The 23,637-nt window shown below is 69.0% G+C and carries 22 protein-coding genes; all 22 read left to right on the top strand.

Features of this window, described 5'->3' with window-relative positions:
* Nucleotides 1-24 precede the first annotated feature (24 nt).
* Nucleotides 25-780 (top strand): 4-hydroxy-tetrahydrodipicolinate reductase, encoded by a 756-nt coding sequence (dapB, locus tag JD292_RS02085; protein WP_200131082.1) that lies wholly within the window; start codon nucleotides 25-27, stop codon nucleotides 778-780.
* Complete coding sequence (locus JD292_RS02090) at nucleotides 777-1,238, top strand: tetratricopeptide repeat protein (RefSeq protein ID WP_200131083.1); 462 nt, start codon at nucleotides 777-779, stop codon at nucleotides 1,236-1,238. Before dapB ends, JD292_RS02090 begins: the two co-directional genes overlap by 4 nt.
* Before the next feature lie 145 nt (nucleotides 1,239-1,383).
* Nucleotides 1,384-2,982: an APC family permease gene (locus JD292_RS02095; RefSeq protein ID WP_200131084.1), complete on the top strand. Its 1,599-nt coding sequence runs from the start codon at nucleotides 1,384-1,386 to the stop codon at nucleotides 2,980-2,982.
* 116 nt (nucleotides 2,983-3,098) lie between these two features.
* The gene (locus tag JD292_RS02100) at nucleotides 3,099-3,908 is read left to right on the top strand and encodes a thymidylate synthase (protein WP_200131085.1); all 810 of its coding nucleotides are present in this window, start codon (nucleotides 3,099-3,101) and stop codon (nucleotides 3,906-3,908) included.
* A 19-nt stretch (nucleotides 3,909-3,927) separates the two neighbouring features.
* A complete protein-coding gene (locus tag JD292_RS02105) occupies nucleotides 3,928-4,491 on the top strand; it encodes a dihydrofolate reductase (protein WP_200131530.1) in 564 nt (187 codons plus the stop codon).
* Between the two features lie 71 nt (nucleotides 4,492-4,562).
* A complete protein-coding gene (gene dapA / locus JD292_RS02110) occupies nucleotides 4,563-5,540 on the top strand; it encodes a 4-hydroxy-tetrahydrodipicolinate synthase (protein WP_200131086.1) in 978 nt (325 codons plus the stop codon).
* A gap of 15 nt (nucleotides 5,541-5,555) precedes the next feature.
* Entirely contained in the window at nucleotides 5,556-7,232 is a 1,677-nt protein-coding gene (locus tag JD292_RS02115) for a ribonuclease J (protein ID WP_200131087.1), read from the top strand.
* A gap of 3 nt (nucleotides 7,233-7,235) precedes the next feature.
* Entirely contained in the window at nucleotides 7,236-8,327 is a 1,092-nt protein-coding gene (locus JD292_RS02120; protein ID WP_369411109.1) for a lipid II:glycine glycyltransferase FemX, read from the top strand.
* Nucleotides 8,327-9,943, top strand: coding sequence for a murein biosynthesis integral membrane protein MurJ (gene murJ, locus JD292_RS02125; RefSeq protein WP_200131088.1), 1,617 nt, complete (start codon nucleotides 8,327-8,329; stop codon nucleotides 9,941-9,943). Before JD292_RS02120 ends, murJ begins: the two co-directional genes overlap by 1 nt.
* The gene (locus tag JD292_RS02130; protein ID WP_200131089.1) at nucleotides 9,940-10,962 is read left to right on the top strand and encodes a lipid II:glycine glycyltransferase FemX; all 1,023 of its coding nucleotides are present in this window, start codon (nucleotides 9,940-9,942) and stop codon (nucleotides 10,960-10,962) included. Before murJ ends, JD292_RS02130 begins: the two co-directional genes overlap by 4 nt.
* 122 nt (nucleotides 10,963-11,084) lie before the next feature.
* Nucleotides 11,085-13,964 carry an FtsK/SpoIIIE family DNA translocase gene (locus tag JD292_RS02135; protein WP_200131090.1) on the top strand — a complete coding sequence of 960 codons (2,880 nt, stop codon included), beginning with the start codon at nucleotides 11,085-11,087 and terminating at the stop codon, nucleotides 13,962-13,964.
* Nucleotides 13,965-13,966: 2 nt separating this feature from the next.
* Nucleotides 13,967-14,548, top strand: coding sequence for a CDP-diacylglycerol--glycerol-3-phosphate 3-phosphatidyltransferase (pgsA, locus tag JD292_RS02140; protein ID WP_200131091.1), 582 nt, complete (start codon nucleotides 13,967-13,969; stop codon nucleotides 14,546-14,548).
* Nucleotides 14,545-15,078 (top strand): CinA family protein, encoded by a 534-nt coding sequence (locus tag JD292_RS02145; RefSeq protein ID WP_200131092.1) that lies wholly within the window; start codon nucleotides 14,545-14,547, stop codon nucleotides 15,076-15,078. The genes pgsA and JD292_RS02145 overlap by 4 nt, the downstream gene beginning before the upstream one ends.
* Before the next feature lie 165 nt (nucleotides 15,079-15,243).
* Entirely contained in the window at nucleotides 15,244-15,564 is a 321-nt protein-coding gene (locus JD292_RS02150; RefSeq protein ID WP_200131093.1) for a helix-turn-helix domain-containing protein, read from the top strand.
* Nucleotides 15,565-15,721: 157 nt separating this feature from the next.
* A complete protein-coding gene (locus tag JD292_RS02155) occupies nucleotides 15,722-15,943 on the top strand; it encodes a DUF3046 domain-containing protein (RefSeq protein WP_200131094.1) in 222 nt (73 codons plus the stop codon).
* 330 nt (nucleotides 15,944-16,273) lie between these two features.
* Complete coding sequence (gene recA / locus JD292_RS02160) at nucleotides 16,274-17,362, top strand: recombinase RecA (RefSeq protein WP_200131095.1); 1,089 nt, start codon at nucleotides 16,274-16,276, stop codon at nucleotides 17,360-17,362.
* Nucleotides 17,363-17,366: 4 nt separating this feature from the next.
* A complete protein-coding gene (locus JD292_RS02165) occupies nucleotides 17,367-18,332 on the top strand; it encodes a regulatory protein RecX (RefSeq protein ID WP_200131096.1) in 966 nt (321 codons plus the stop codon).
* 24 nt (nucleotides 18,333-18,356) lie between these two features.
* A complete protein-coding gene (gene miaB, locus JD292_RS02170) occupies nucleotides 18,357-19,895 on the top strand; it encodes a tRNA (N6-isopentenyl adenosine(37)-C2)-methylthiotransferase MiaB (protein ID WP_200131097.1) in 1,539 nt (512 codons plus the stop codon).
* Nucleotides 19,892-20,827 carry a tRNA (adenosine(37)-N6)-dimethylallyltransferase MiaA gene (miaA, locus tag JD292_RS02175; RefSeq protein ID WP_200131098.1) on the top strand — a complete coding sequence of 312 codons (936 nt, stop codon included), beginning with the start codon at nucleotides 19,892-19,894 and terminating at the stop codon, nucleotides 20,825-20,827. The genes miaB and miaA overlap by 4 nt, the downstream gene beginning before the upstream one ends.
* Complete coding sequence (locus tag JD292_RS02180; protein WP_369411110.1) at nucleotides 20,820-21,287, top strand: GNAT family acetyltransferase; 468 nt, start codon at nucleotides 20,820-20,822, stop codon at nucleotides 21,285-21,287. Before miaA ends, JD292_RS02180 begins: the two co-directional genes overlap by 8 nt.
* Nucleotides 21,288-21,335: 48 nt before the next feature.
* Nucleotides 21,336-22,217 carry a diaminopimelate epimerase gene (gene dapF / locus JD292_RS02185; protein WP_200131099.1) on the top strand — a complete coding sequence of 294 codons (882 nt, stop codon included), beginning with the start codon at nucleotides 21,336-21,338 and terminating at the stop codon, nucleotides 22,215-22,217.
* Between the two features lie 15 nt (nucleotides 22,218-22,232).
* Nucleotides 22,233-23,633: an NAD(P)/FAD-dependent oxidoreductase gene (locus tag JD292_RS02190; protein WP_233613235.1), complete on the top strand. Its 1,401-nt coding sequence runs from the start codon at nucleotides 22,233-22,235 to the stop codon at nucleotides 23,631-23,633.
* The last annotated feature ends 4 nt before the right edge of the window (nucleotides 23,634-23,637 follow it).

Genomic DNA, 23,637 nt, shown 5'->3' on the forward strand with positions numbered 1-23,637 from the left:
GATCTCCGAGAGTAGAATCGAAGCATGTCTGTGAGCGTCGCCGTCGCGGGTGCCACGGGGCGCCTCGGCACCCTGGTCTGCGAAGTCATCGAGGAGCATCCGGAGTTCGAGCTCGGTGCACGGCTCACGAGCCGGAGCGGCCCCGATGAGGGCGGCGAAGCGGAGATCCTGGTGGACGTGAGCCACCCGGACGCCTCGCCCGGGATCGTCGAGCGCGCCATCTCGCGCGGGCAGCGGGTGATCGTCGGCACGAGCGGCTGGGACGCCGAGCGTCTCGCGGCGCTGCGGGCGCGCCTCGCCGAACTTCCGGGCACCGGTGCGATCGTCGTGCCGAACTTCTCGCTCGGCTCGGTGCTCGGCAGCACCCTCGCGCGGATCGCGGCGCCCTTCTACGATTCGATCGAGATCGTCGAGGCCCATCACCCGCGGAAGGTCGACTCGCCCTCGGGAACCGCCGTGCGCACCGCGGAGCAGATGGCAGAGGCCCGCGGACACCGCACGGTCGAGGCTCCGTTCCCGGAGCAGCCAGCGCGCGGACAGCTCATCGCGGGCATCCCCGTGCACAGCCTGCGTCTCGCGGGGGTCGTGGCGAAGCAGGAGGTGCACCTCGGCGGGGCCGGGGAAACCCTGACGATCACGCACGACACGCACTCGAACGAGGCGTACCGGGCGGGCATCCGCGCGGCACTCGAGGCCGTCACCGGGCTAACCGGCCTCACGGTCGGCCTCGACAGCCTGCTCGGGCTCGACCGCATCGGCGCGGCCGGGGAGACGCGTTGAGCGCGAGGCTGCGCGCGATCATCGGCGTCGTGATCATGAGCGTCCTGCTCGTGCTCTACTTCGTCTTCGTCGGCGTGCGCGCGATCGCGCTGATCTCGTCCGGCACGCTGGTCGCGGTCGTGATGGGCGTCGCAATGCTCGTGCTCCCGATCATCGGGGTGTGGGCGCTGTGGCGGGAGATCCGCTTCGGGATCGCCTCGACGCGCCTCGCCGATCGTCTCGCGGACCTCGGTCTCATGCCGGAAGAGCCGGTTGCCACGCTGCCGTCGGGGCGTCCGGTGCGTCAGGACGCCGAGGCCGCGTTCCCGAAGTACCGCGAGGAGGCGGAGTCCGCCCCGGAATCGTGGACCTCGTGGATGCGGCTCGGGATCGTGTACGACGCGTGCGGTGACCGAAAGCGCGCCAGAGCGGCGATCCGACAAGCGATTAAGCTCGAAAACAACGAAATCCGTAGCTGATCGCCCAAGAATTAGGGAATTCTGTTACACCGGCTTACAATCTTCGGCGGACAACAGCGGACGGAGCCCAGACGACTCCGCCAGATTTTCACCGCTGTCAGGAGTTGATATCGCGCACGGCTGCGCAGGAAAGCACGGTGGTTTCGTGGCCAAATACGATCTGAACGCGCCCGAACCGGCGACACGCACGCTGGATTCGGTCACGGGCATGAGCAAGAAGGGGCTCCCGTCCGGCACCGTCGGCGTCATGGGTGCCCTCGTGATCGGGCTCTCGGTGTGCGCCCCGGCATACACCCTCACCGCGGCTGTGGGCCCCGCCGCGAGCGAGGTGGGCTACCAGACGCCCGCGATCTTCCTCATGGGCTTCATCCCCATGCTGCTCGTCGCGATCGGCTACCGCTCGCTGAACTCCGCCATGCCCGACTCGGGCACGTCCTTCACCTGGGCGACGCGCGCGTTCGGCCCCTGGATCGGCTGGATGGCGGGTTGGGGCCTCATCGCCGCGACCGTGCTCGTCCTCTCGAACCTCGCCGGCATCGCGGTGGAGTTCCTCTTCCAGTCGATCGCGATCATGACGAACAACCCCGACATCGCCGCGATCTCGGGCAACAAGTTCATCAACATCCTCGTCTGCCTCGGCTTCATGGGCCTCGCGACGCTCATCTCCTACCGGGGCATGACCTCGACGAAGATCTTCCAGTACATCACCGTCATCTTCCAGATGGCGATCCTGATCTGGTTCATCGTCGCCATGTTCGTCGGGGCGGCCGACCCGGCGAACGAGGCCGGCCGGATCCCCGAGCTGTCCTGGTTCAACCCGCTCGAGGTCGACAGCTTCAGCGCCTTCGCCGCCGGCATCGCCGTCTCGATCTTCGTCTACTGGGGCTGGGACACGGTCCTCACGATGGGCGAGGAGACCAAGCCGTCGAAGGGCCGCCTCTCCACCGAGAGCAAGGCCGCGATGATCCTCGTCGCGATCCTCGTCGTGCTGTACGTCGGCACCGCGGCAGCAACGGTCGCGTACGCCGGCCTCGGAGAAACGGGCACCGGCCTCAACAACCCCGACATCGCCGAGAACGTGTTCGCTGCGCTCGCGCACCCGGTCATGGGTTCGGCCGCGATCCTGCTCTCCCTCGCGATCCTCGTGAGCGCAATGGCCTCGATCAACTCGACCGCGATCTCTCCCGCGCGTACGCTGCTCGCGATGTCGCACTACCAGGCGCTGCCGTCGGCGATCAAGAAGATCCACCCGAAGTTCAAGTCGCCCTACGTCGCGCTCATGCTGTCGTCGATCGTGGCCTCGGTGTTCTACGCGATCATGCGCTTCCTCAGCGAGGACGTGCTGTGGGACACGATCACCGCGCTCGGCATGATGGTCTGCTTCTACTACGGGATCACCGCGCTCGCGAGCCCCTGGTACTTCCGCAAGACGGCGCTCAAGGAGGGCCTCGGCTCCTTCGTCTCGAAGTTCCTGCTCCCCGGTGTCGGCGGCATCATCCTCCTCGTCGTGTTCGTGCAGACCACGATCGATAGCCTGGATCCCTCGTTCGGCTCCGGCAGCAATATCGCGGGGATCGGCCTCGTCGGCATCATCGGTATCGTCGTGCTCGGGCTCGGCGTCGTCCTGATGCTCGTCCAGTCGCGTTTCACGCCCGACTTCTTCCGCGGGCGCGTGCTGCCGCGCGCTGAGGCGAGCACCGACACCTCGGCGATGATGGTGTTCGACGATGGACTCGGATCCTGATCCGGGTTTCCTGATTCGCGCCCGGGCTTCGGCCCGTGGCGAACATCGTCCGAGAGGGGGCGTTCCGGGTTCGACCGGGACGCCCCCTCCGGCGTTCCCCGGGTAGACTGGGCCGGGTGAGCGACACCCCGATTCCCACCCCGTACGAGGACCTGCTGCGCGACGTCTACGAGCACGGCACCCCGAAGTCGGATCGCACTGGCACGGGCACGCGAAGCCTGTTCGGACGGCAGATCCGCTTTGATCTTGCAGAGTCCTTCCCGCTCATCACCACGAAGCGCGTGCACTTCAAGTCGGTTGCCATCGAGCTGCTGTGGTTCCTCCGCGGCGAGAGCAACACGGAGTTCCTGCGCGAGAATGACGTCACCATCTGGGACGAGTGGGCCGATGAGAACGGCGACCTCGGGCCGGTGTACGGCGTGCAGTGGCGCTCGTGGCCCACGCCGGACGGCGAGCACATCGACCAGATCGCGAAGGTCGTCGAGGACATCCGCAACAACCCGGATTCGCGCCGCCACATCGTGTCGGCCTGGAATGTCGGCGAGCTCGACGAGATGGCGCTCGCGCCGTGCCACGCGTTCTTCCAGTTCTACGTCGCCGACGGCAAGCTGTCCTGCCAGCTCTACCAGCGCTCCGCGGACATGTTCCTCGGCGTGCCCTTCAACATCGCGTCGTACGCGCTGCTCACGATCATGGTCGCCCAGCAGACCGGCCTCGAGCCTGGCGAGTTCGTGTGGACGGGCGGCGACTGCCACATCTACGACAACCACGTCGAGCAGGTGGAGCGCCAGCTGTCGCGCGAGCCCTACCCGTACCCGCAGATCAGGGTGCATCAGCGCGATTCGATCTTCGATTACGAGCTCGCCGACTTCGAACTCGTTGACTACCAGCACCACCCGGGCATCAAGGCGCCCGTCGCGGTCTAGGGGCGACGTGCGGCTCGGAATGGTGTGGGCGGAGGCCCGCGGGGGAGCGATCGGCCGCGGTGGCGAGATGCCGTGGCACCTCCCCGAGGATCTCGCGCACTTCAAGCGCACCACCCTCGGCGCGCCCGTGATCATGGGCCGCCGCACCTGGGATTCGCTGCCCGAGCGTTTCCGGCCGCTGCCCGGCCGGACGAACGTCGTGGTGACGCGGGCCGCGGACTTCGCGGCTCCTGGCGCGCTCGTCGCGGGATCGCTCGAGGCGGCGATCGGGCTCGCAGGAGCCGGCGCGGCGGACGCAGGTGGCGCGGGCGGGGGCGCTTCGCTCGAACGGCCCGTATCCAAGGATCCCGTTCCGGATCGCGCCTGGATCATGGGCGGCGGGGAACTCTACCGGGAGGCGATGCAGCACGCCGATGAGCTGATCGTGACCCGCATCGACCTCGAGGTCTCCGGCGCCGATACCTTCGCCCCCGAGATCGGTCCCGAGTGGGAGCTCGCCGATCCCGGCGTCGCCGCCGTGTCGGCGAGTGGGCTCGGCTACCGCTTCGAACGCTGGGTGCGAGCCGGGAGCGCCGAGCGCTGATCGGCGCGTCACGATCGGGGCCTGCCGGTGCCGATCCGCAGGATGTCGGAGGGTTCCGGTACCCTGGACGGGTGGCAAACCAGGAGAATCCTTTCGGTCAGGTGCTCGTCGCGCTCGTTACGCCCTTCCAGGCGGACGGCGAGGTCGATTGGCCCGCGGTCGAGAAGCACATTGAAGACTGCATTCAGAGCGGTGCCGACGGCATCGTGGTCACCGGCACGACCGGCGAGACCTCGACCCTCACGGACCCTGAGAAGCTGAAGCTGGTCGAGGTGGCGAAGTCGGTCTCCTCGGGGCGCGCGAAGATCATCACGGGCGGCGGATCGAATGAGACGGCGCACGCGATCGAGCTCTACCGGGCCAGCGAGAAGGCCGGAGCCGACGGCGTCATGATCGTCACGCCGTACTACAACAAGCCGACCCAGGCGGGTCTGCTCACGCACTTCCGGCTCGTCGCAGACGCGACCGATCTGCCGGTCATTCTGTACGATATCCCCGGTCGCACCGGCGTTCCGATCAAGTACGAGACGATCCTGCGGCTCGCGAAGCACCCGAACATCCTCGCGGTGAAGGACGCCAAGGGCGACTTCAGCGAGGTCAGTCGAGTGCTCAACCAGACGGACCTCATGTACTTCACGGGGGATGACGCGAACGTCGTCCCGCAGCTCGCGATCGGAGCGACGGGCCTCATCGGCGTGACCGCGAACATCGCGGCCGCTCCGTACCGGGCGATCATCGACGCGGTGAACGCCGGCGACCTCCACACCGCGCGCGACATGCACCAGAAGCTGGAGCCCCTCGTGCGCGCCGTCATGACGCACGTGCCCGGCACGGTCGCCGCGAAGTACATCCTGCACGGCCTCGGCCGGATCGGCAGCCCGCGCGTGCGGCTGCCGCTCGTCGGTCCCGAGGAGTGGGAGGCCGCCCTCATCGAGGACGAGCTGGCCCTCATCACCGACGTCCCCGGCGTCGACCTTTCGAACTTCAGGCCGGACCGCAACGCGGCTGCCGGCGGTGCGCTGCCCAAAATCGCAGGCACCACCCGCTAACAATCAGGAGGCTCAGTGCCCAACCCCGCATACAATCCGCCCGCGCTCGAGCCGGGCACCCTGCGGATCACCCCGCTCGGCGGCCTCGGTGAGGTCGGCCGCAACATGACTGTCTACGAGATCGACGGCAAACTGCTGATCGTCGACTGCGGTGTGCTCTTCCCCGAGGTGCAGCACCCCGGAGTCGACCTCATCCTCCCCGACATCACGAAGATCGAGGACCGCCTCGAGGACATCGTCGCCGTCGTGCTCACCCACGGCCACGAGGACCACATCGGCGGTGTTCCGTATCTGCTGAAGCTGCGCGAGGACATCCCCCTCGTCGGCTCGAAGCTCACCCTCGCCTTCGTCGAGGCGAAGCTCAAGGAGCACCGGATCCGCCCCGTGACGCGCGTCGTCGCGGAGGGGGACCGCGTCGAGTACGGACCGTTCGACCTCGAGTTCATCGCGGTCAACCACTCGATCCCCGACGCGCTCGCTGTCGCGATCCGCACCGACGCCGGCCTCGTCATCGGCACGGGCGACTTCAAGATGGATCAGCTCCCGCTCGATCGCCGCATCACCGATCTGCGCGCGTTCGCGCGGCTCGGCGAGGAGGGCGTCGACCTCTTCATGACCGACTCGACGAACGCCGACGTGCCGGGCTTCACGCCCGCCGAGAAGAACATCGGCCCGGTCATCGAGCAGGTCATCGCGAAGACCCGCGGCAAGGTCGTCGTCGCGAGCTTCTCGAGCCACGTGCACCGCGTGCAGCAGGTGCTCGACGCCGCGCACGCGAACGGCCGCCGCGTCGTGCTGCTCGGCCGCTCGATGGTCCGCAACATGAAGATCGCCGCTGATCTGGGGTATCTCAATGTTCCCGAGGGCGTGCTCGTCGACCTCAAGAAGAGCGGCGACATCCCGGATCACCGCATCGTCTACATGTCAACGGGTTCGCAGGGCGAGCCGATGGCCGTCCTCAGCCGCATGGTGAACCGCGAGCACCAGGTCGAGGTCGGCGAGGACGACACGGTCATCCTCGCGTCGAGCCTGATCCCCGGCAACGAGACGAGTGTCTACCGGATCATCGACGGCCTCACGAAGCTCGGCGCGAACGTCGTGCACAAGGGCAACGCGAAGGTGCACGTCTCGGGCCACGCGGCCGCGGGCGAGCTGATCTACTGCTACAACATCGTGAAGCCCAAGAACGTCATGCCGATCCACGGCGAGTACCGCATGCTCGTGGCGAACGCCGCTCTGGCGATCGAGACGGGGGTTCCCGCGAACCGCACCGTGATCGCGGAGAACGGCACCGTCGTCGATCTGAAGGACGGCGTCGCCCGCATCGTCGGCCAGCTCGACGTCGAGTTCATCTACGTCGACGGCAAGAGCGTCGGCCGTGTCACGGACGACGACCTCCGCGACCGCCGCACGCTCGCCGAGGAGGGCTTCATCTCGGTGATCACCGTCGTCGAGACGACCCTCGGCCAGATCGTCTCGGGCCCCGACATCCACGCGAAGGGCGTAGCCGAGGACGAGCGGGTGTTCGACCAGATCAAGCCGCAGATCGCGAAGGCGCTCGAGACGGCGATGAAGGACGGCGTGACCGATCATCATCAGCTGCAGCAGATCACGCGCCGCACGATCGGCCGCTGGGTCGGCACGAAACTGCGCCGCAAGGCGATGATCGTGCCCGTCGTGGTGGTGGTGTAGGGCGTGACGCACGCTTCGGGCGGCGCGGCGGCGGTGGCCACGGCGACCGCCCGCTTCGCCACGGACGATGAGCGCTCCCGCTGGGACGCGCTCATCGCGGCGAACCCCGGCGGCGGCGAGGTCTGGGAGGGCGACGCCTACCTGTCGCTCAAGCGATCGGCCGGCCGCTATCTCGAGCATCGCGTGATCGTCGAGCGGCCCGGCCGCGCGCCGATCGCGGTGGGCATCCTCGCGAAGCGCGTCCCGCTCCTCGGCGAGTGGTGGCACGCTCCCGCCGGCCCGGCCGGCGAGGACGCTGCCGCCGTGATCGAGGCCGCGCGCGCGGTCGCGGGGCTGGCGCGCTCCCGCGGCGCGTTCCTGCTGAAGGTCGAGCCGCGCACCGGCCTCGACACGGCGGGGGAGTACCGCGCCGCCGGTTTCCGCGACACGGTCCGCATCGTCCCGAATCCGTCGACGATCATCGTCGACGTCTCGGGCAGCGAGGACGAGGTGTTCAAGCGAATCGGCAAGAAAGCGCGCAACTCGATCAACCGGGCCGGTCGCGACGGTATCGTCGCGACGCGCGTGCCCGCGACCGCGGAGAACTGCGCCGCCCTGTTCCGCCTCCTCGAGGAGACGGCCGAGGGGCGTTTCGTGCTGCGCGACGAGAGCTACTACCGGGAGTTCTGGCAGCGCTTCGAGCGCTCGGGCGACGGGCAGATGTTCCTCGCGCACCGCGACGGCGAGCTCGTCGCGGGCGCGTTCGCGATGCGCCTCGGCGAGCGCTCCACCTATAAGGACGGCGCCTCCGTGCGCGCGAAGACGGCCTACGGTGCCTCGCACGCGCTCCAGTGGGAGGTCATCCGCTGGGCCAACGAGGGCGGGGCCGTGAGCCACGACCTGTGCGGCGCGCCACCCGCGGCGCGAGTCGACGACCGCGACCATCCGCTGTTCGGTGTCGGGCAGTTCAAGCGGTCCTTTTCGCCCGATATCACGGACTACGCCGGGGCGTTCGACCTGCCACTCAAGTCGTGGGCGTATCGTTTCTGGGTCAAGCTCGGCGACCGCCTCGCTCGCCGGGCGTCGCTCGCTCTGAAGAAGGACCCCTACTACTGATGTCCTCTGGAATCATGCGCGCGAGCGCCGTGATGGCGTCGGGAACGATGATCTCGCGGCTGCTCGGCTTCGCGAAGTCCATGCTGCTCGTCGTCGCGATCGGCATGGTCTCGTCGAAGTCAGCCGACGCGTTCGCGAACGGCAATCTGCTGCCCAACACGCTCTACATGATCCTCGCGGGCGGCATGATCAACGCGATCCTGGTCCCGCAGATCGTGAAGGCCGCGAAGGACCCCGACGGGGGAGCGGCCTACATCAACAAGATCCTCACGCTCGTGCTGACCGCGCTCACCGTCGGCACGATCGTCGTGATGGCGCTCGCGCCGTGGATCATGTGGCTCCTCACCCCTCAGTGGGGCGAGGCGCAGCGCTCGCTCGCGATCGCGTTCTCGTACTGGTGCCTGCCCCAGATCGTGTTCTACGGGCTCTACACGGTGCTCGGCGAGGTCCTCAACGCGCGCAGCGTGTTCGGTCCGTTTACGTGGGCGCCCGTGCTCAATAACGTGATCGCCATCGGCGGCATCGTGGTGTTCATCCTGATGTACGGCACGGATCGCAGCGGCTCCCGGACGCCCGAGTGGTGGGACGGGACCGCGATCGCGATTCTCGGCGGCAGCGCGACGCTCGGCGTGATCGCGCAGGCGCTCGTGCTCTTCATTTCGTGGCGTCGGGCCGGGATCCGCTACCGCCCCGACTTCCACTGGCGCGGCACCGGACTCGGCCAGACGGGGCGGATCGCGGGCTGGAGCCTCGCGACGATCATGGTCATGCAGTTCAGCGGTTTCATCACTCAGGCGGTGATCGGCACGGCGACGGGCGCCGGCGTCTCCGTGAGCGCGATGCAGAACGCCTGGCTCATCTTCATGCTGCCGCACTCGGTCCTCGCGGTGTCCCTCGGTACCGCGTATTTCACGCGCCTCGCAGAGTCGGGCCAGAGCGGCAATATGCCCGAGTTCCAGAAGGATTTCTCGGCCTCCGCGAGGCAGATCCTGCTCGTGATGGTGCTCGCCTCGGTCGTGCTGTTCTCGACGGCGCCGTTCGTCAGCACCGTGTTCTACCTGGGCGGCGAGTTTCATCTCGTCTACCAGTTCACGCTCGCGCTCCAGTGCTATCTCGTGGGCCTCGCGGCTTACAGCTTCCTGTTCGTCGTGCAGCGTGCGTTCTACGCGCTCTCCGACACGAAGTCGCCCTTCATCTTCACCTCGATCCAGATCGGCCTGCTCGTCGCGCTGTCGCTCTGCCTGCTCCTGCTGCCGAAGGAGTGGATCGGCCCCGCCTACGGCCTCGTGTTCGGCCTGACGATCGTGGTCCAGGCCCTGATCGCCGTGGCGATGCTGCGCCGCAAGATCGGCTTCATCGACGGCGCCCGCATCCTCGCGAGCCTCCTGATCTACGCACTCGCCGCGATCCCCGCGCTCGTCGTCGGCTACGGGCTCACGCTCGCGATCGGCGTGATCTTCGCCGACTACGGCGTGCTCGCCGCGATCCTCTTCGCCATTCTCGATGCGCTCGTGATCTGCGCAATCTACCTGCTCGCGCTGCGTCTACTCCGCTCGCCCGAGCTCGCGGAACTGCAGAGCGTCGTCTCCCGCAAACTCGGAAGGAACCGAACGTGACCCTCACCGTGACCCCTTGCACCGACCGCTCCCGCTGGGATGAAACGGTGAAGTCCCTGGGCGGCCACCCGCTGCAGCTCTGGGGCTGGGGCGAGCTGAAGTCGGCGCATCGGTGGAGCGCCGAGCGCGTGCTCGTCACCGACTCGTCCGGCGAGGTCGTGGGGGCCTCGCAGCTCCTCACGCGCGCGCTGCCCGGCCCGCTCGGCGGCTTCGTCTACGCGCCCCGCGGTCCCGTCGTTGCGCACGATCCCGCCGATCCGGAGCGGCCCGCCTCGGCGCCGGCGCCCGGTGAGATCGCCGACGCGATCGCGGACTACGTGCTCGGCTCGCGCCGCGCCGTCGCCGTCTCGATCGAGCCCGACGAGGACGCCGGAGAGTTCCCGCTCGACTCCCGCTGGCGCGAGGCGAAGACCCCGGTTCTGCCGGCCCGCACCCTGATCCTCGACCTCCGCAAGACCGAGGACGAGCTCATGGCCGACATGTCGAAGAAGCACCGCCAGTACGTACGAAAGTCGGGCCGCGAGGCCGCGCTCGAGATCCGCAAGGTCGAGACGATCGCGCAGCTCGACGAGTGCCTCGAGGTGTACCACGCCACGAGCGAGCGCGCGGACTTCGGCCTCCACGAGGACTCCTACTACCACGACGCCTTCACGATGCTCGGCGATGATTCGCCCGTGTGGGCGAGCTACATCGACGGGAAGCCCGTCGCCTTCCTGTTCATGGCGAAGTCGGATCGGACGGCCTTCGAGCTCTACGGCGGCATGAGCGAGGAGGGGCAGCGCCTGCGCGCGAATTACGCCCTGAAATGGCACGTGATCTGCGAAATGAAGCGCCAGGGCGTGGTTCGCTACGACTTCGGCGGCCTCATCAACGACGGTGTCACGACGTTCAAGACCGGCTTCGCCTCGCACGAGAACCTGCTCGCGGGATCCTGGGATCGACCCGGGCCGGGCTACAAGATCTGGACCGAGGGACTGCCGCTCGCGAAGAAGATCGTGCGGGGGCTCCGCCGCCGCTGATCCCGCGCCGCCCAGGGAACCGCGCCAAGAAATGCTCCGAGAATCGCCGTGTTTTCGGGCCTTTTCCTGGCGCGCCGCCGCGGAAACCCGCCGTTGTCGGGGGTGCCCTGTACCGTAGAAGCATGGCCAGTAAAGCTTCGTCGCGCGAAAAATCGGGCGGTTCCCGCTCGCAGGGATCCCGCACGACGAGCACGCGCACTTCCGCGAAGACGAAGGTGCTCATGGAGCCCGAACCCACTGACGGCGTGGTGGTGCGCGCCTGGCGCGGGCTGTCCCACGCGGTCGGTGGCGCCGCCCGCGCGTTCCGCGTTGAACCCCTCGCTCCCGAGGACCGCCGAGACGGCGTCCCGATGCTGCTCGTGCTGCTCGCGCTCGTCGGCGCGATCGTCGAGTGGTTCCTGATCGGCCAGCCGGTCGCCGTGCAGCTCGACGCCTGGACCTTCGGCGGCCTCTTCGGTCGCGTCGCGTTCGGTCTGCCCATCATCATGGCCGGCTTCGCGCTGTGGCTGTTCAACCACCCCTCGAGCGTCACGGACAACCGCCGCATCGCCGTCGGCCTGTTCCTCGCCATCACGGCGGTCGCCGGGCTCTCGCACGTCTACGGGGGCCAGCCGAAGCCGAGCGCCGGCATGCCCGCGCTCGCCGAGGCCGGCGGGCTGCTCGGCTGGATGGTCGGTACGCCGCTGCTGGCGCTCACCATCTGGGTGGCGGTTCCGATCCTCTCGATCCTGCTGCTGTTTTCGATCCTGATCGTGACGAAGACCCCGCCCGGCCGCATCGTGCGCCGTCTGCGCGAGGCCTACGCGTTCCTGTTCGGCGTCGGCGAGTCCGAGGAGGACGGCGCAGCGGAGGCCGAGGCGCGCCCCGCTCGTTCCAAGAAGCGCGGCAAGGACGCGGACGACACACTCTTCGACCTCGAGCAGGAGGACGGCGACGGAGGGTCGATTCCCTGGTGGCGCCGTAACTCCTCCGGGCGCGAGGAGGATCCGGAGTACGCGCCGGATCCGGCCGAACTCGATGCGGCGCTCGGCGGAGACGCCGCGAAGGACGGCGCCTTCGAGAGCGCGCTCGCCCCGGACGCGCCCACGGACGTCTTCCCGTCGGACCTGTTCGACGACCTCGATCGCGCGGAGAGCGCCGTCGCGGAGGCCCCCGCCAGGGCGTCCGGCCTCGGAGATGATTCCTGGGACGATTTCGCGTCCGATCCCGATCCCGAGCCGGCGCGCGCGGTCACGGGGGAGGCCCCCACGACTTCCTTCGCCGTCGCGCCGCCGCACGATCCCGTGCGCGCCGATTACCGCCTCCCCGATCAGGGAACCCTCGCGGCCGGCGAGCCTCCGAAGGCCCACACCGAGGCGAATGACCAGATCATGGCCGCACTCGCCCGCGTATTCGCGGAGTTCAAGGTCGACGCGAGCGTCACCGGGTTCTCCCGCGGCCCCACGGTGACGCAGTACGAGGTCGAGCTCGGACCGGGTGTCAAGGTCGAGAAGGTCACCGCGCTCTCCAAGAACCTGTCCTACGCGGTCGCCTCGAACGAGGTGCGCATTCTCTCGCCGATCCCGGGCAAGAGCGCGATCGGCATCGAGATCCCGAACCAGGATCGGGAGAACGTGTCCCTCGGCGACGTGCTGCGCTCGGCCAAGGCGCAGCGGAGCGTTCACCCGATGACCATCGGGGTCGGCAAGGACGTGAAGGGCGGCTTCGTCGTCGCGAATCTCGCGAAGATGCCGCACCTGCTCGTCGCCGGCGCCACGGGATCGGGCAAGTCGAGCTTCATCAACTCGATGATCACGAGCCTCCTCATGCGCGCCACGCCCGCCGAGGTGCGCATGGTCCTCGTCGATCCGAAGCGCGTCGAGCTCACGGTCTATCAGGGTGTTCCGCACCTGATCACGCCCATCATCACGAACCCCAAGAAGGCGGCGGAAGCGCTGCAGTGGGTCGTGAAGGAAATGGACATGCGCTACGACGATCTGGCGAGCTTCGGGTTCCGCCACATCGATGACTTCAACGAGGCGGTCCGCTCGGGCAGCATCGTGCTCCCCGAGGGCAGCCAGCGCGTGCTCAAGCCGTACCCGTACCTGCTCGTCGTCGTCGACGAGCTCGCGGACCTCATGCTCGTGGCCCCGCGCGATGTCGAGGACTCGATCCAGCGCATCACCCAGCTCGCGCGCGCCGCGGGTATCCACCTCGTGCTGGCCACGCAGCGACCCTCGGTCAACGTCGTCACCGGCGTCATCAAGTCGAATGTGCCGAGCCGCTACGCCTTCGCCGTGGCATCCGGCACGGACTCCCGCGTCATCCTCGACGAGGTCGGCGCCGAGCGGCTCATCGGCCAGGGTGATGGCCTGTTGCTCCTGAACGGGGAGTCTTCCCCGATGCGCGTGCAGGGCGCCTGGGTGGGTGAGGCCGAGATCGCTCAGGTGGTCGCTCACGTGAAGTCGCAGGCGCAGCCGGAGTACCGCGCAGACGTTGCGCAGGTCGCCGAGAAGAAGGAGATCGACGAGGACATCGGGGACGACCTCGAGGTGCTTCTCGCCGCGATCGACCTCGTCGTCACCTCGCAGTTCGGCTCCACCTCGATGCTGCAGCGCAAGCTCCGCGTCGGCTTCGCGAAGGCCGGCCGACTCATGGACCTCATGGAGTCCAGGGACATCGTCGGCCCGTCCGAGGGGTCCAAGGCGCGCGACGTGCTCGTGTCCCCCGAGCAGCTCCCCGAGGTCATCGCCCGGATCAAGGGCGGTGGCTCGCCGGCCCCTGCCGCGTTCGCGGCCCCGGCTGCGGCTCCGGCTCCGGCTCCGTCGGCACCCGCCGCTGATGCTGGTCCCGAGCTTCTGACCGACGTGATCGACCCCTCCGGCGCGGCCACGGGGCAAGCCCCGGCCTCCGGATACGGCGACGATCGCTACGACGATCCGGTCGCGAAGTACCAGGAGAGTCTCGAAGAGGTCGAGGGCGACGACGACGAGGACGCCTGGCAGCTGACCGGGCGGGACTGAGCATGTCCGAGAAGCCGAGCAACTGGAACGCGCCGAACATCATCACGGGCGTGCGGATTCTCGCGACGCCGTTCTTCCTGTGGATGCTGCTCGCGGACGGCGGCGCGAACGGCGCGCTCCGCTGGGCCTCTGCGGCGTTCTTCGTCGCGGCGATCGCGACCGATGCCTGGGACGGCTACCTCGCACGTTCCCGCGGCCTCATCACTGACCTGGGGAAGCTGCTCGACCCGATCGCGGACAAGTTCCTCACGGGCGCGGCGCTCGTCGGCCTCTCGATCCTCGGGGAGCTCCCCTGGTGGGTCACGATCGTGGTCCTCGTGCGGGAGGTCGGCATCACCGTGCATCGCCTGCTCGTCGCGCACGACATTGTCCTGGCCGCCGACTGGATGGGGAAGGTCAAGACCGTCGCCCAGTCCGTGGCCATTACGCTCGCCCTGCTCCCGCTCGCTGGGGTCCTGGGAGCGGCGGCGCCCGTAGCGATCTGGCTCAACATCATCACCATGACAATCGCCGTGCTGCTCACGATCGCGAGCGGGATCGACTACGTCGTCGGATACGCCCGAGCCAGCCGGAAGGCCCGATGAGCCTGGCATCCGAGGTGATCGCGGCCGCCACGGCCCGCGATATCCGGATCGCCACAGCCGAGTCGCTGACCGGGGGCCTGCTCGCGGACGCGCTCGTGTCGATCCCCGGCGCATCGCGCGCCTTCTCGGGCGGGATCGTGGCCTACGACACCGCGCTCAAGGCGAGTCTGCTCGGGGTTGATCCCGCGCAGCTCGCCCGCACCGGTCCCGTCGACGAGCGGGTGGCGCGGCAGATGGCCGAGGGCGCGCGGCGCGCTTGCGCCGTGCCGCGCACGGGCGCGATCGCGGGGGACGCGGTGCCCGCCGAGATCGGGGTCGCGACGACCGGGGTTGCCGGACCCGACCCTGACCCGCAGACCGGATTGCCCGCGGGAGCCGTTTGGATCGGGGTGAGTTCCGCGGCGGGCAGCCGAGCCGTTCGACTCGACGCCGAGGGGGATCGGGCCGCGATTCGCGGTGCTGCGGTGCACGCCGCCATTCGCGAGTTGGCGTCGGAACTGGGGATTTCCCTTGTGTTCCCGAATACCTGAGTCGCCTCGACTCAACTTCAGGGAAGTTTCAGGAATAGGCGGGATAGTCTCTGAGTTACTCCCAGTGAAGCCGATCGCGCCACGGTCGGATCCTCTCCAGGACGACAGGGCTCCTGGCGGGTAGGGTAGAAGCACGGAACCCCGTGCAAGGAGAAGGAGGCCCACATGGTGCTGATGCGTCAAGAGATCGGTGACGTGCTGCGTGACTTCCGGCTGCAGAAGGGCCGCACGCTGCGACAGGTCGCCGGTGAGGCGAGCGTCGCCCTCGGATACCTGAGCGAGGTCGAGCGCGGGCAGAAGGAAGCGTCGAGTGAAATTCTCGCGGCGGTTGCCGACGCGCTTGATACGCCGCTCTCGGTCATCATGGGCGAGGTGAGCGAGCGACTCGCGGTCGTCGAGGGGCTGTCGCTTCCCATGCCGACGCGGGTGCCGGACACGATCCCGGCGGAGCTCGTTTCGGGGTACGCGGCGGAGCTCGTGTCCTGAGACCTCGCACGTCGACTTCCGCGCGCACGCCGCGCGGCAAGGCGTCCGGCGCGAATCGCGCCGGACGCCTTTTCGTCGCTCAGTCGCCGGACGCGCCGGCGCCCGGGCGTAGGATTCAATCGCGGCGCGCTGCGGAGCGCGTCGAGGCGGGGGTGAGATGCGGCTGAGCGAGTTCCGGCGCGCCTGCGCCGAGGAGTTCGGCGAGGACTACGCCGGTGTGCTGCTTCGCGACCACTGGCTGGCGGCGCTGGGCGGGACGCCCCAGGATGCGCTGACCCGTGGGGTGCCAGCGCGGGCGGTCTGGCAGGCGCTCTGTGAGGACCTGCAGGTGCCGGTCGAGCGTCGGCACGGTCGCGGGCTGCGGGATCCCAGGCCGTAGCGTCGGGCGCTCTGCGTGGCACCCGATCACCTCGCGCGCTGCTCCTCGCGAACGGGGCCGGGGCTCGCCGGAGTGGACGTGTCTTCGAGGATTCGGGCGCGACACGCTGGCGAATCTTCGAAGATGTGTTCGAGTGGTGCTAAGTTCGTCAACAGGCGGAGCTCGACCGAGAATTATCCAGATTTCCACTCCTCGCATCGTGAATGTCAGTGGTGGGATCTACGGTGAATCTCATCGGCCGCCAACGCCTTGTCTGCCCCGTTCCGGGGTCGAGACAGTAGGAAGGCAGCAACCCAGCGGCGCGGCCGCGCATGAGAACAGGAGCACCCCATGGCAGCACCCAAGGATCGCGAGAAGGCCCTCGAGGCCGCACTCGCGCAGATCGACAAGAACTTCGGCAAGGGCGCCATCATGCGCATGGGCAGCCAGGAGCGTGCTCCGGTCGAGGTAATCCCCACTGGCTCGGTGGCTCTGGACGTCGCGCTCGGCATTGGCGGGCTCCCGCGCGGGCGCATCATCGAGATCTACGGTCCGGAATCCTCCGGTAAGACCACGCTGACGCTGCACGCGATCGCGAACGCGCAGCGCGCGGGCGGCATCGCAGCGTTCATCGACGCAGAGCACGCGCTCGACCCCGAGTACGCCCAGAAGCTCGGCGTCGACATCGACGCGCTGCTCGTCGCGCAGCCCGACACCGGCGAGCAGGCGCTCGAGATCGCCGACATGCTCATCCGCTCGGGTTCCGTTGACCTGGTGGTCATCGACTCGGTGGCGGCGCTCGTGCCGAAGGCGGAAATCGACGGCGAGATGGGCGACAGCCACGTCGGTCTGCAGGCCCGCCTCATGTCGCAGGCGCTCCGCAAGATCACGGGCAGCCTGAACGCGACAAAGACCACGGCGATCTTCATCAACCAGCTGCGTGAGAAGGTGGGCGTCTTCTTCGGCAGCCCCGAGACCACCTCGGGTGGCAAGGCCCTCAAGTTCTACGCTTCGGTGCGCCTCGATATCCGTCGCATCCAGACCCTGAAGGACGGCACCGACGCGGTGGGCAACCGCACCCGCGTCAAGGTCGTCAAGAACAAGATGGCGCCGCCCTTCAAGCAGGCGGAGTTCGACATCCTCTACGGCATCGGCATCTCGCGAGAGGGTTCGCTGATCGACTACGGCGTCGAGCAGGGGCTCATCAAGAAGAGCGGCGCCTGGTTCACCTACGACGGCGACCAGCTCGGCCAGGGCATGGAGAACGCGCGTCGCTTCCTCATCAACAACCCCGACATCGCGCTCGAGATCGAGGAGAAGATCCTCACGAAGCTCGGCGTCAACGGTCGCGGCAAGGAGGAGGCCGCCGCAGAGACAACGGCGACGGCAACCGCACCCTCCGCCGCGGCACCCGAAACCGATAAGCGCGCGAGCGCCTGATCCCATGGCGGTTCGCTTTCTCCCTCCCCCCGGCGACCCGGAGCGGTCGCCGGGGGAGGACCGCCCGGACCTCGCCGAGGTCATCGAGTTTCGCTCCACGCTGCACCAGCGTCGCTGGTCCGCGCAGTCGCCCAGCTCGGGCGACGCTGAGGGCCCGGACGAGGATGCTCCGAGCAGTGACCCCGTCGACGCGGGTGCCGCGGAGCAGCCCGAACCGAAGACCGCCGCGAGCGTGGCCCCCGCCCTCCGCTCGGCGCGCTCTCTCCTCGACCGCGAAAGCGACGGGGAAGACGGGGCCGGTGCGGCCGAGGTGATTCTCGCCTCGTTCGCGCCTGCGGCGGAGGTCCCGCCTGCGGAGGACGAAGAAACGGTCGCGAGCGGGCGATCAGGTGCGTCGGCACGCCATACCGGGGGAAACGCCCCGGAATCCGGCCCCGGCTCCGCGGCTGAGGCCGCCGGGGAAGCGGAGGAGGAGACCGGGCCGGAACGCAGCTGCTCCGAGGACGGCGTGCGACTGCTCGCGCGCCGAGCGCGCTCGAGCGGCGAGCTGCGCGCCGAGCTCTCCGCGCTCGGCCACTCGGCGCACGAGGTCGAGGTCACCATCGCCGAGTTCGAGGAGTCCTGCTATCTCGACGACGAGGGGCTCGCCCGCGCGCTCGTCGAGAAGCTCCGCGACTCCAAGCGGGCGAGCCGCGCGCAGATCAGGAGAAAGCTGCGGGAGCGCAGGATCGCCGACGAGGCCGTCGAGAGCGCCATCGGGGAGCTCGACGACCACGAAGAATTCTCCCTGCTGAGGGAGGCCGCGGAGCAGCGCGCACCCCGCCTCGCCGGGCTCGACCGGCAGACCGCGGAACGGCGACTGCTCGGCTTCCTCGCGAGGCGCGGCTGGTCGGGGGAACCGGCGGTGCGCGCCGCGCGGGAGGCACTCGACGCCGCGGGCCGGCCATCAGGTGGCGTCCGTTTCCGCTGATCCGCCGCCGGTAGACTGAATCCCATGAACCCGACCGCCGATCCCACCCTGATCGAGCCCTCGCCCGCAGCGCTGCGCCCGGACGGCACCCAGCGCAGTTACACCGTCCGCACGCTCGGCTGCCAGATGAACGTGCACGACTCCGAGCGGCTCTCCGGCTCACTCGAATCCGCCGGATACGTTGCCGCGGAGACCCCGGAAGACGCCGACGTCGTCGTCATCAACACCTGCGCCGTCCGGGAGAACGCCGCGAACCGGCTCTACGGCCAGCTCGGCCACCTCGCCGGCGTCAAGCGCGGACGCGAGGGAATGCAGATCGCGGTCGGCGGATGCCTCGCCCAGAAGGATCAGGGCACCATCGTCGAGAAGGCGCCCTGGGTGGACGTCGTGTTCGGCACCCACAACATGGGTTCCCTGCCCGCGCTCCTGGAACGTGCCCGACACAATCAGGAAGCCCAGGTCGAACTCCTCGAAGCCCTCGAGGTCTTCCCCTCCACGCTGCCCACCAAGCGCGACTCCGCCTCGAGCGGTTGGGTCTCGATCTCCGTCGGCTGCAACAACACCTGCACCTTCTGCATCGTTCCCTCGCTCCGCGGCAAAGAGAAAGACCGGCGTCCCGGCGACATTCTCGCCGAGGTCCAGGCCCTCGTCGACGACGGAGCGATCGAGGTCACCCTCCTCGGCCAGAACGTCAACACCTACGGCGTCGAGTTCGGAGACCGGCAGGCATTCGGCAAGCTGCTCCGCGCCATGGGCGAGATCGAGGGCCTCGAGCGGGTTCGCTTCACGAGCCCGCACCCGGCCGCATTCACCGACGACGTCATCGCGGCGATGGCGGAGACCCACAACGTCATGCCCTCGCTGCACATGCCGCTCCAATCGGGATCCGACTCGATCCTCAAGGCAATGCGCCGGTCCTACCGTTCCCGGCGATTCCTCGGCATCCTCGACTCCGTCCGCGAGCAGATCCCCAACGCGGCGATCACGACGGACATCATCGTCGGATTCCCCGGCGAAACCGACGATGACTTCGAAGACACCCTCCGCGTCGTCGAGGCATCACGATTCTCGAGCGCCTTCACGTTCCAATACTCGATCCGACCGGGCACTCCCGCCGCCACCATGGAAGACCAGGTGCCGAAGGCCGTCGTGCAGGAGCGCTACGAACGCCTGATGGCGCTCCAGGAGCGCGTCTCCCTCGAGGAGAACCAGGCGCAGATCGGACGCACCGTCCAGGTGCTCGTCTCCGTCGGCGAAGGCAAGAAGGACGCGGCAACGCGCCGGCTCAGCGGGCGGGCCGAAGACAACAGGCTCGTCCACTTCGCGGTGCCCGCCGGAGCAGAAGAACCCCGCCCCGGCGACGTCGTCACCGTGGCCGTCACCGCGGCAGCCCCGCACTTCCTGATCGCCGACGACAGCGGCACCTATGCGCTCCGCCGCACCCGCGCAGGTGACGCCTGGGACCGCCGCCAGGCCGACAGCTGCGGAGTTCCGGCGTCGCCAGCCGACCCGACCGCGCCGCGCGCCGTCAGCCTCGGACTCCCCACCATCCGCACGCGATGACCGAGCCGCGGCTCTGGGCCGTCGTCGGGGCCACCGGAACCGGGAAATCGGCGCTGTCGCTCGACCTCGCCGAAGCGCTCGGCCAGCGAGGTGTCGGCGCCGAAGTCGTGAACGCCGACGCGATGCAGCTCTACCGCGGCATGGACATCGGTACAGCGAAACTCCCGATCGCCGAACGACGCGGCATCCCGCACCACCTCTTCAGCGAATACGAACCCGCTGAAGAGGCGACGGTTGCGCGCTACCAGCCCGTCGCGCGCGAGACGATCGCGGCGATCCACGCCAGAGGCAACGACGCGATCCTCGTCGGCGGATCCGGCCTCTACGTGTCGAGCGTCATCTACGACTTCGCGTTTCCGCCACGCGACGAGGCCCTCCGCGCCGAACTTGAGGCCGACCTCGAACGCGACGGCACGGAGTCGCTCCTCGCGCGGCTGCGCGGCCTCGATCCGGGAGTCGCGGAAGCCGTCGACGCCCGCAACCCGCGCCGCGTCGTCCGAGCACTCGAGGTCGCGCTGCTCGGCGGCGATGCCCAGGTGATCCTCCCAGCGGAGCCCCAGCTCTGGCGATCGGGGACCCGCATCGTCCACCTCGTCTGCGAGCGCGCCGAGCTCGTCGACCGGCTCGACGCACGCGTCGAGCAGATGTGGCGCGACGGGCTGCTCGACGAGGTCCGCGCCCTGATCCCGCGCGGAATCGAGCGTGGAAAGACGGCGTCGCGGGCGATCGGGTACGCGCAGGCGCTCGGGCAGCTCGCTGGCACGCTCGCCGAGGCGGAAGCGATCGCCGAAACCCAGGCGCTCACGCGGCGCTACGCGCGGCGCCAGGTGAGCTGGTTCAAACGGTACGCGGGCAGCTCGCTGGTGACGGCACCCGGCCGCGACACCGCCGCGACCCTTGTGAACAACGCGGAGGGACAAGCGGGTGAGTGAGCAGGGAAGCGAGGCGCGCCACGTGATACGCCCGTACCGTCCAGCAGACGAGTCCGCCGTCGTCGCGCTGTGGGAGACCTGCGGTCTCACCCGGCCCTGGAACGATCCGCGCGCCGACCTCTCACGCGCTCACGAGCGCGATCCCGATCTGCTGCTCGTCGCTGTCTCCGCGCACGGCGGGGAGAACGGCTCGAAGCCCGGAATCGTCGGCACCGTGATGGCGGGCTACGACGGCCACCGGGCATGGATCTATTACCTCGCAACGGCGCCAACGCATCGCGGGCGCGGGATCGCGCGTGCGCTGATCGCCGAGGCGGAGCGGCGGCTGCAGCGGCTCGGCAGCCCGAAGGTGCAGCTCATGGTGCGCGCGGAGAACACGGGCGTCGCGGGGCTCTACGAAAAACTCGGGTATGTCCGCTCCGATGTCATCGTGCTGCAGCGCGTGCTCCCGGGCGCGTAGCCGAAACCCGTTCGGGGCCGTCGGCGCCGCCGCCCCTAGACTTGGGGTATGACGACGCTCGCCTTCACCAAGGGACACGGCACCGGCAACGACTTCGTGCTCTTCACAGATCCCGATGGCGAGCGGCCGCTCACCCCCGAGCAGATCCGCTTCCTCTGCGACCGTCGCTTCGGGATCGGGGCCGACGGCGTGATCCGGGCCGTCCGCTCGGACGCGCTCCCCGAGGGCGCCGCGATCCTCGAGGAGGAACCGGATGCCGAGTGGTTCATGGACTACTGGAACGCCGATGGCACGCCGGCCGAAATGTGCGGGAACGGCATCAGGGTGTACGCGCACTACCTGATCACGGAGGGGCTTGTGGCCCCGGAGCGGCGCGACACGCTTCCGATCGGCACCCGCGCCGGCGTGAAGGACGTGCTCGCGGGCGCGTCCGGCTACACGCTCGACCTCGGCAGGTGGCGGCTCGCGGGCGAACGGCTCGTCGCGGCCTACGGCCTCGATGTCGCTCGCCCGGGCCAGGGCATCGACCTCGGCAACCCGCACGTCGTCGCCGCGCTCGCCTCGGAGGAAGAGCTGGAAGGGCTGGACCTCACCCGGGCCCCCGCGCTCGATCCCGTTCCCGAGGACGGCGCGAACGTGGAGTTCGTGGTCCCGGAGGAACCCCTCATCGCGGACGGCGTCGCTCGGATCCGGATGCGCGTTCACGAGCGCGGATCGGGGGAGACGCTGTCCTGCGGCACCGGGACCGCGGCCGCGGCGCTGGCGTTCCGTCACTGGGGCGGCGATGGGATGCCGAATCACTGGCGCGTCGACGTGCCGGGCGGACGGCTCGCGGTGCGAATGTTCCCCACGGAGGAGGGCGAGCACGTCTCGCTCAACGGCCCGGCGGAGCTCGTGTACTCCGGGACGATCGAGCTGCCGGGGGCGTAGGCGCGAGGAAATTCCATGCGGAACGGCGAGATCTCACACTGGATGGCATCACGGGGCATTCGCCCCGGTAGGCGGGATCCCGCTCGCCCGCGGCTTACCGCCGACACCAACGCCGACGTCTGCATCGTCGGCGCGGGGCTGACGGGACTGTGGGCGGCCTACCACCTGAAGCGGCTCGACCCGTCGCTCGACGTTGTGATCCTCGAGCGCGAGACCGCGGGGTACGGAGCATCTGGCCGTAACGCGGGCTGGCTGTCGCCGCTCGTGCCGGGGAATCGGCGCGTCTTCTCCCGCACCGCGGGAACGCGCGAGGCCGGTGTGCGGCTGCAGCGCCGCATGCTCGAGGCGGTCGACGAGGTTCTCGGGATCATCCGAGACGAACGGATCGACGCGCACGCGATCAGGAGCGGAAACCTCGTGGTCGCACGCAACGAGGCCGCGATGCAGCGCCTCCGCGGTCGCCTGGCCGGGGATCGGAGCTGGGGGCTGCGCGCCGACGAGGGATCGGAGCTCAGCGCGGGCGAGGTCGCCGAGCGGATTCGCGTGCACGGCGCGGTCGGGGGTCTCTTCTACCCGGTGGTGGGACGCGTGGACCCGGGCGGGCTGGTGCGCGGACTTGCCGAGCTCGTCGAGCGGCTCGGGGTGCGCATTCACGAGGACAGCGCGGTGACCGAAATCGAGTCCCGGGTCGCGGGAACCGCCGAGGGCTCGGTGCACGCTCCCGTGATCCTGCGCTGCACCGAGGGCTATTCGGTCGACGTGGCCTCGGACCGTCGTCGGATCATCCCGGTGAACAGCTCGATCATCATCACCGAGCCGCTGCCGGCCGAGGTCTGGGCCGAGATCGGCTGGGGAAGCCGGGAACTGTTCAGTGACGCCGCCCACGTATTCAGTTACGCGCAGCAGACGGACGACCGCCGGATCCTCATCGGGGGCCGCGGGCACCCGTACCGCTTCGGATCAGGAACCGGTGGGGCCGGCGGCGTCGATCGTGCCACGATCGCCGCGCTCACCGGCCGGTTGCACGCAATGTTCCCCGCGACGGCGAGGCACGCGATCGATCACAGCTGGTCGGGGGTGATCGGGGTGACCAGGGACTGGTGTGCCTCGGTGCGCTTCGACCGGGCCACGGGGCTCGGGCTGGCGCAGGGATACGCTGGCCACGGCGTAACGTCCGCTTACCTTGCCGCGAAGAGCCTGGCGGAGGTGGTGCTCGGGGAGTCCGACGGTGATGCGTCGCTTCCCTGGGTCGGTCGCCAGACCAGGTCGTGGGAACCCGAGCCGGTGCGCTGGCTGGGCGTGCACGCCATGTACCGGATGTTCTCGTTCGCCGACTGGTCGGAGGAGCGAAGCCACGCGACCAGGACCTCTCTCTTCGCGAGCCTCGGGTCGCGGCTCGCGGGACTGCACGAATAGGGTC

Source organism: Leucobacter edaphi (genome assembly GCF_016522535.1).
GTDB lineage: Bacteria > Actinomycetota > Actinomycetes > Actinomycetales > Microbacteriaceae > Leucobacter > Leucobacter edaphi.

Excerpts from the sequence above, each read along its gene's own strand:
- dapB (WP_200131082.1), top strand. The coding sequence starts at position 25 with ATGTCTGTGAGCGTCGCCGTCGCGGGTGCCACGGGGCGCCTCGGCACC.
- JD292_RS02105 (WP_200131530.1), top strand. The coding sequence starts at position 3,928 with ATGGTGTGGGCGGAGGCCCGCGGGGGAGCGATCGGCCGCGGTGGCGAG.
- murJ (WP_200131088.1), top strand. The coding sequence starts at position 8,327 with ATGTCCTCTGGAATCATGCGCGCGAGCGCCGTGATGGCGTCGGGAACG.
- JD292_RS02135 (WP_200131090.1), top strand. The coding sequence starts at position 11,085 with ATGGCCAGTAAAGCTTCGTCGCGCGAAAAATCGGGCGGTTCCCGCTCG.
- pgsA (WP_200131091.1), top strand. The coding sequence starts at position 13,967 with ATGTCCGAGAAGCCGAGCAACTGGAACGCGCCGAACATCATCACGGGC.
- JD292_RS02145 (WP_200131092.1), top strand. The coding sequence starts at position 14,545 with ATGAGCCTGGCATCCGAGGTGATCGCGGCCGCCACGGCCCGCGATATC.
- JD292_RS02150 (WP_200131093.1), top strand. The coding sequence starts at position 15,244 with ATGGTGCTGATGCGTCAAGAGATCGGTGACGTGCTGCGTGACTTCCGG.
- JD292_RS02155 (WP_200131094.1), top strand. The coding sequence starts at position 15,722 with ATGCGGCTGAGCGAGTTCCGGCGCGCCTGCGCCGAGGAGTTCGGCGAG.
- recA (WP_200131095.1), top strand. The coding sequence starts at position 16,274 with ATGGCAGCACCCAAGGATCGCGAGAAGGCCCTCGAGGCCGCACTCGCG.
- JD292_RS02165 (WP_200131096.1), top strand. The coding sequence starts at position 17,367 with ATGGCGGTTCGCTTTCTCCCTCCCCCCGGCGACCCGGAGCGGTCGCCG.
- miaB (WP_200131097.1), top strand. The coding sequence starts at position 18,357 with ATGAACCCGACCGCCGATCCCACCCTGATCGAGCCCTCGCCCGCAGCG.
- miaA (WP_200131098.1), top strand. The coding sequence starts at position 19,892 with ATGACCGAGCCGCGGCTCTGGGCCGTCGTCGGGGCCACCGGAACCGGG.
- dapF (WP_200131099.1), top strand. The coding sequence starts at position 21,336 with ATGACGACGCTCGCCTTCACCAAGGGACACGGCACCGGCAACGACTTC.
- JD292_RS02190 (WP_233613235.1), top strand. The coding sequence starts at position 22,233 with ATGCGGAACGGCGAGATCTCACACTGGATGGCATCACGGGGCATTCGC.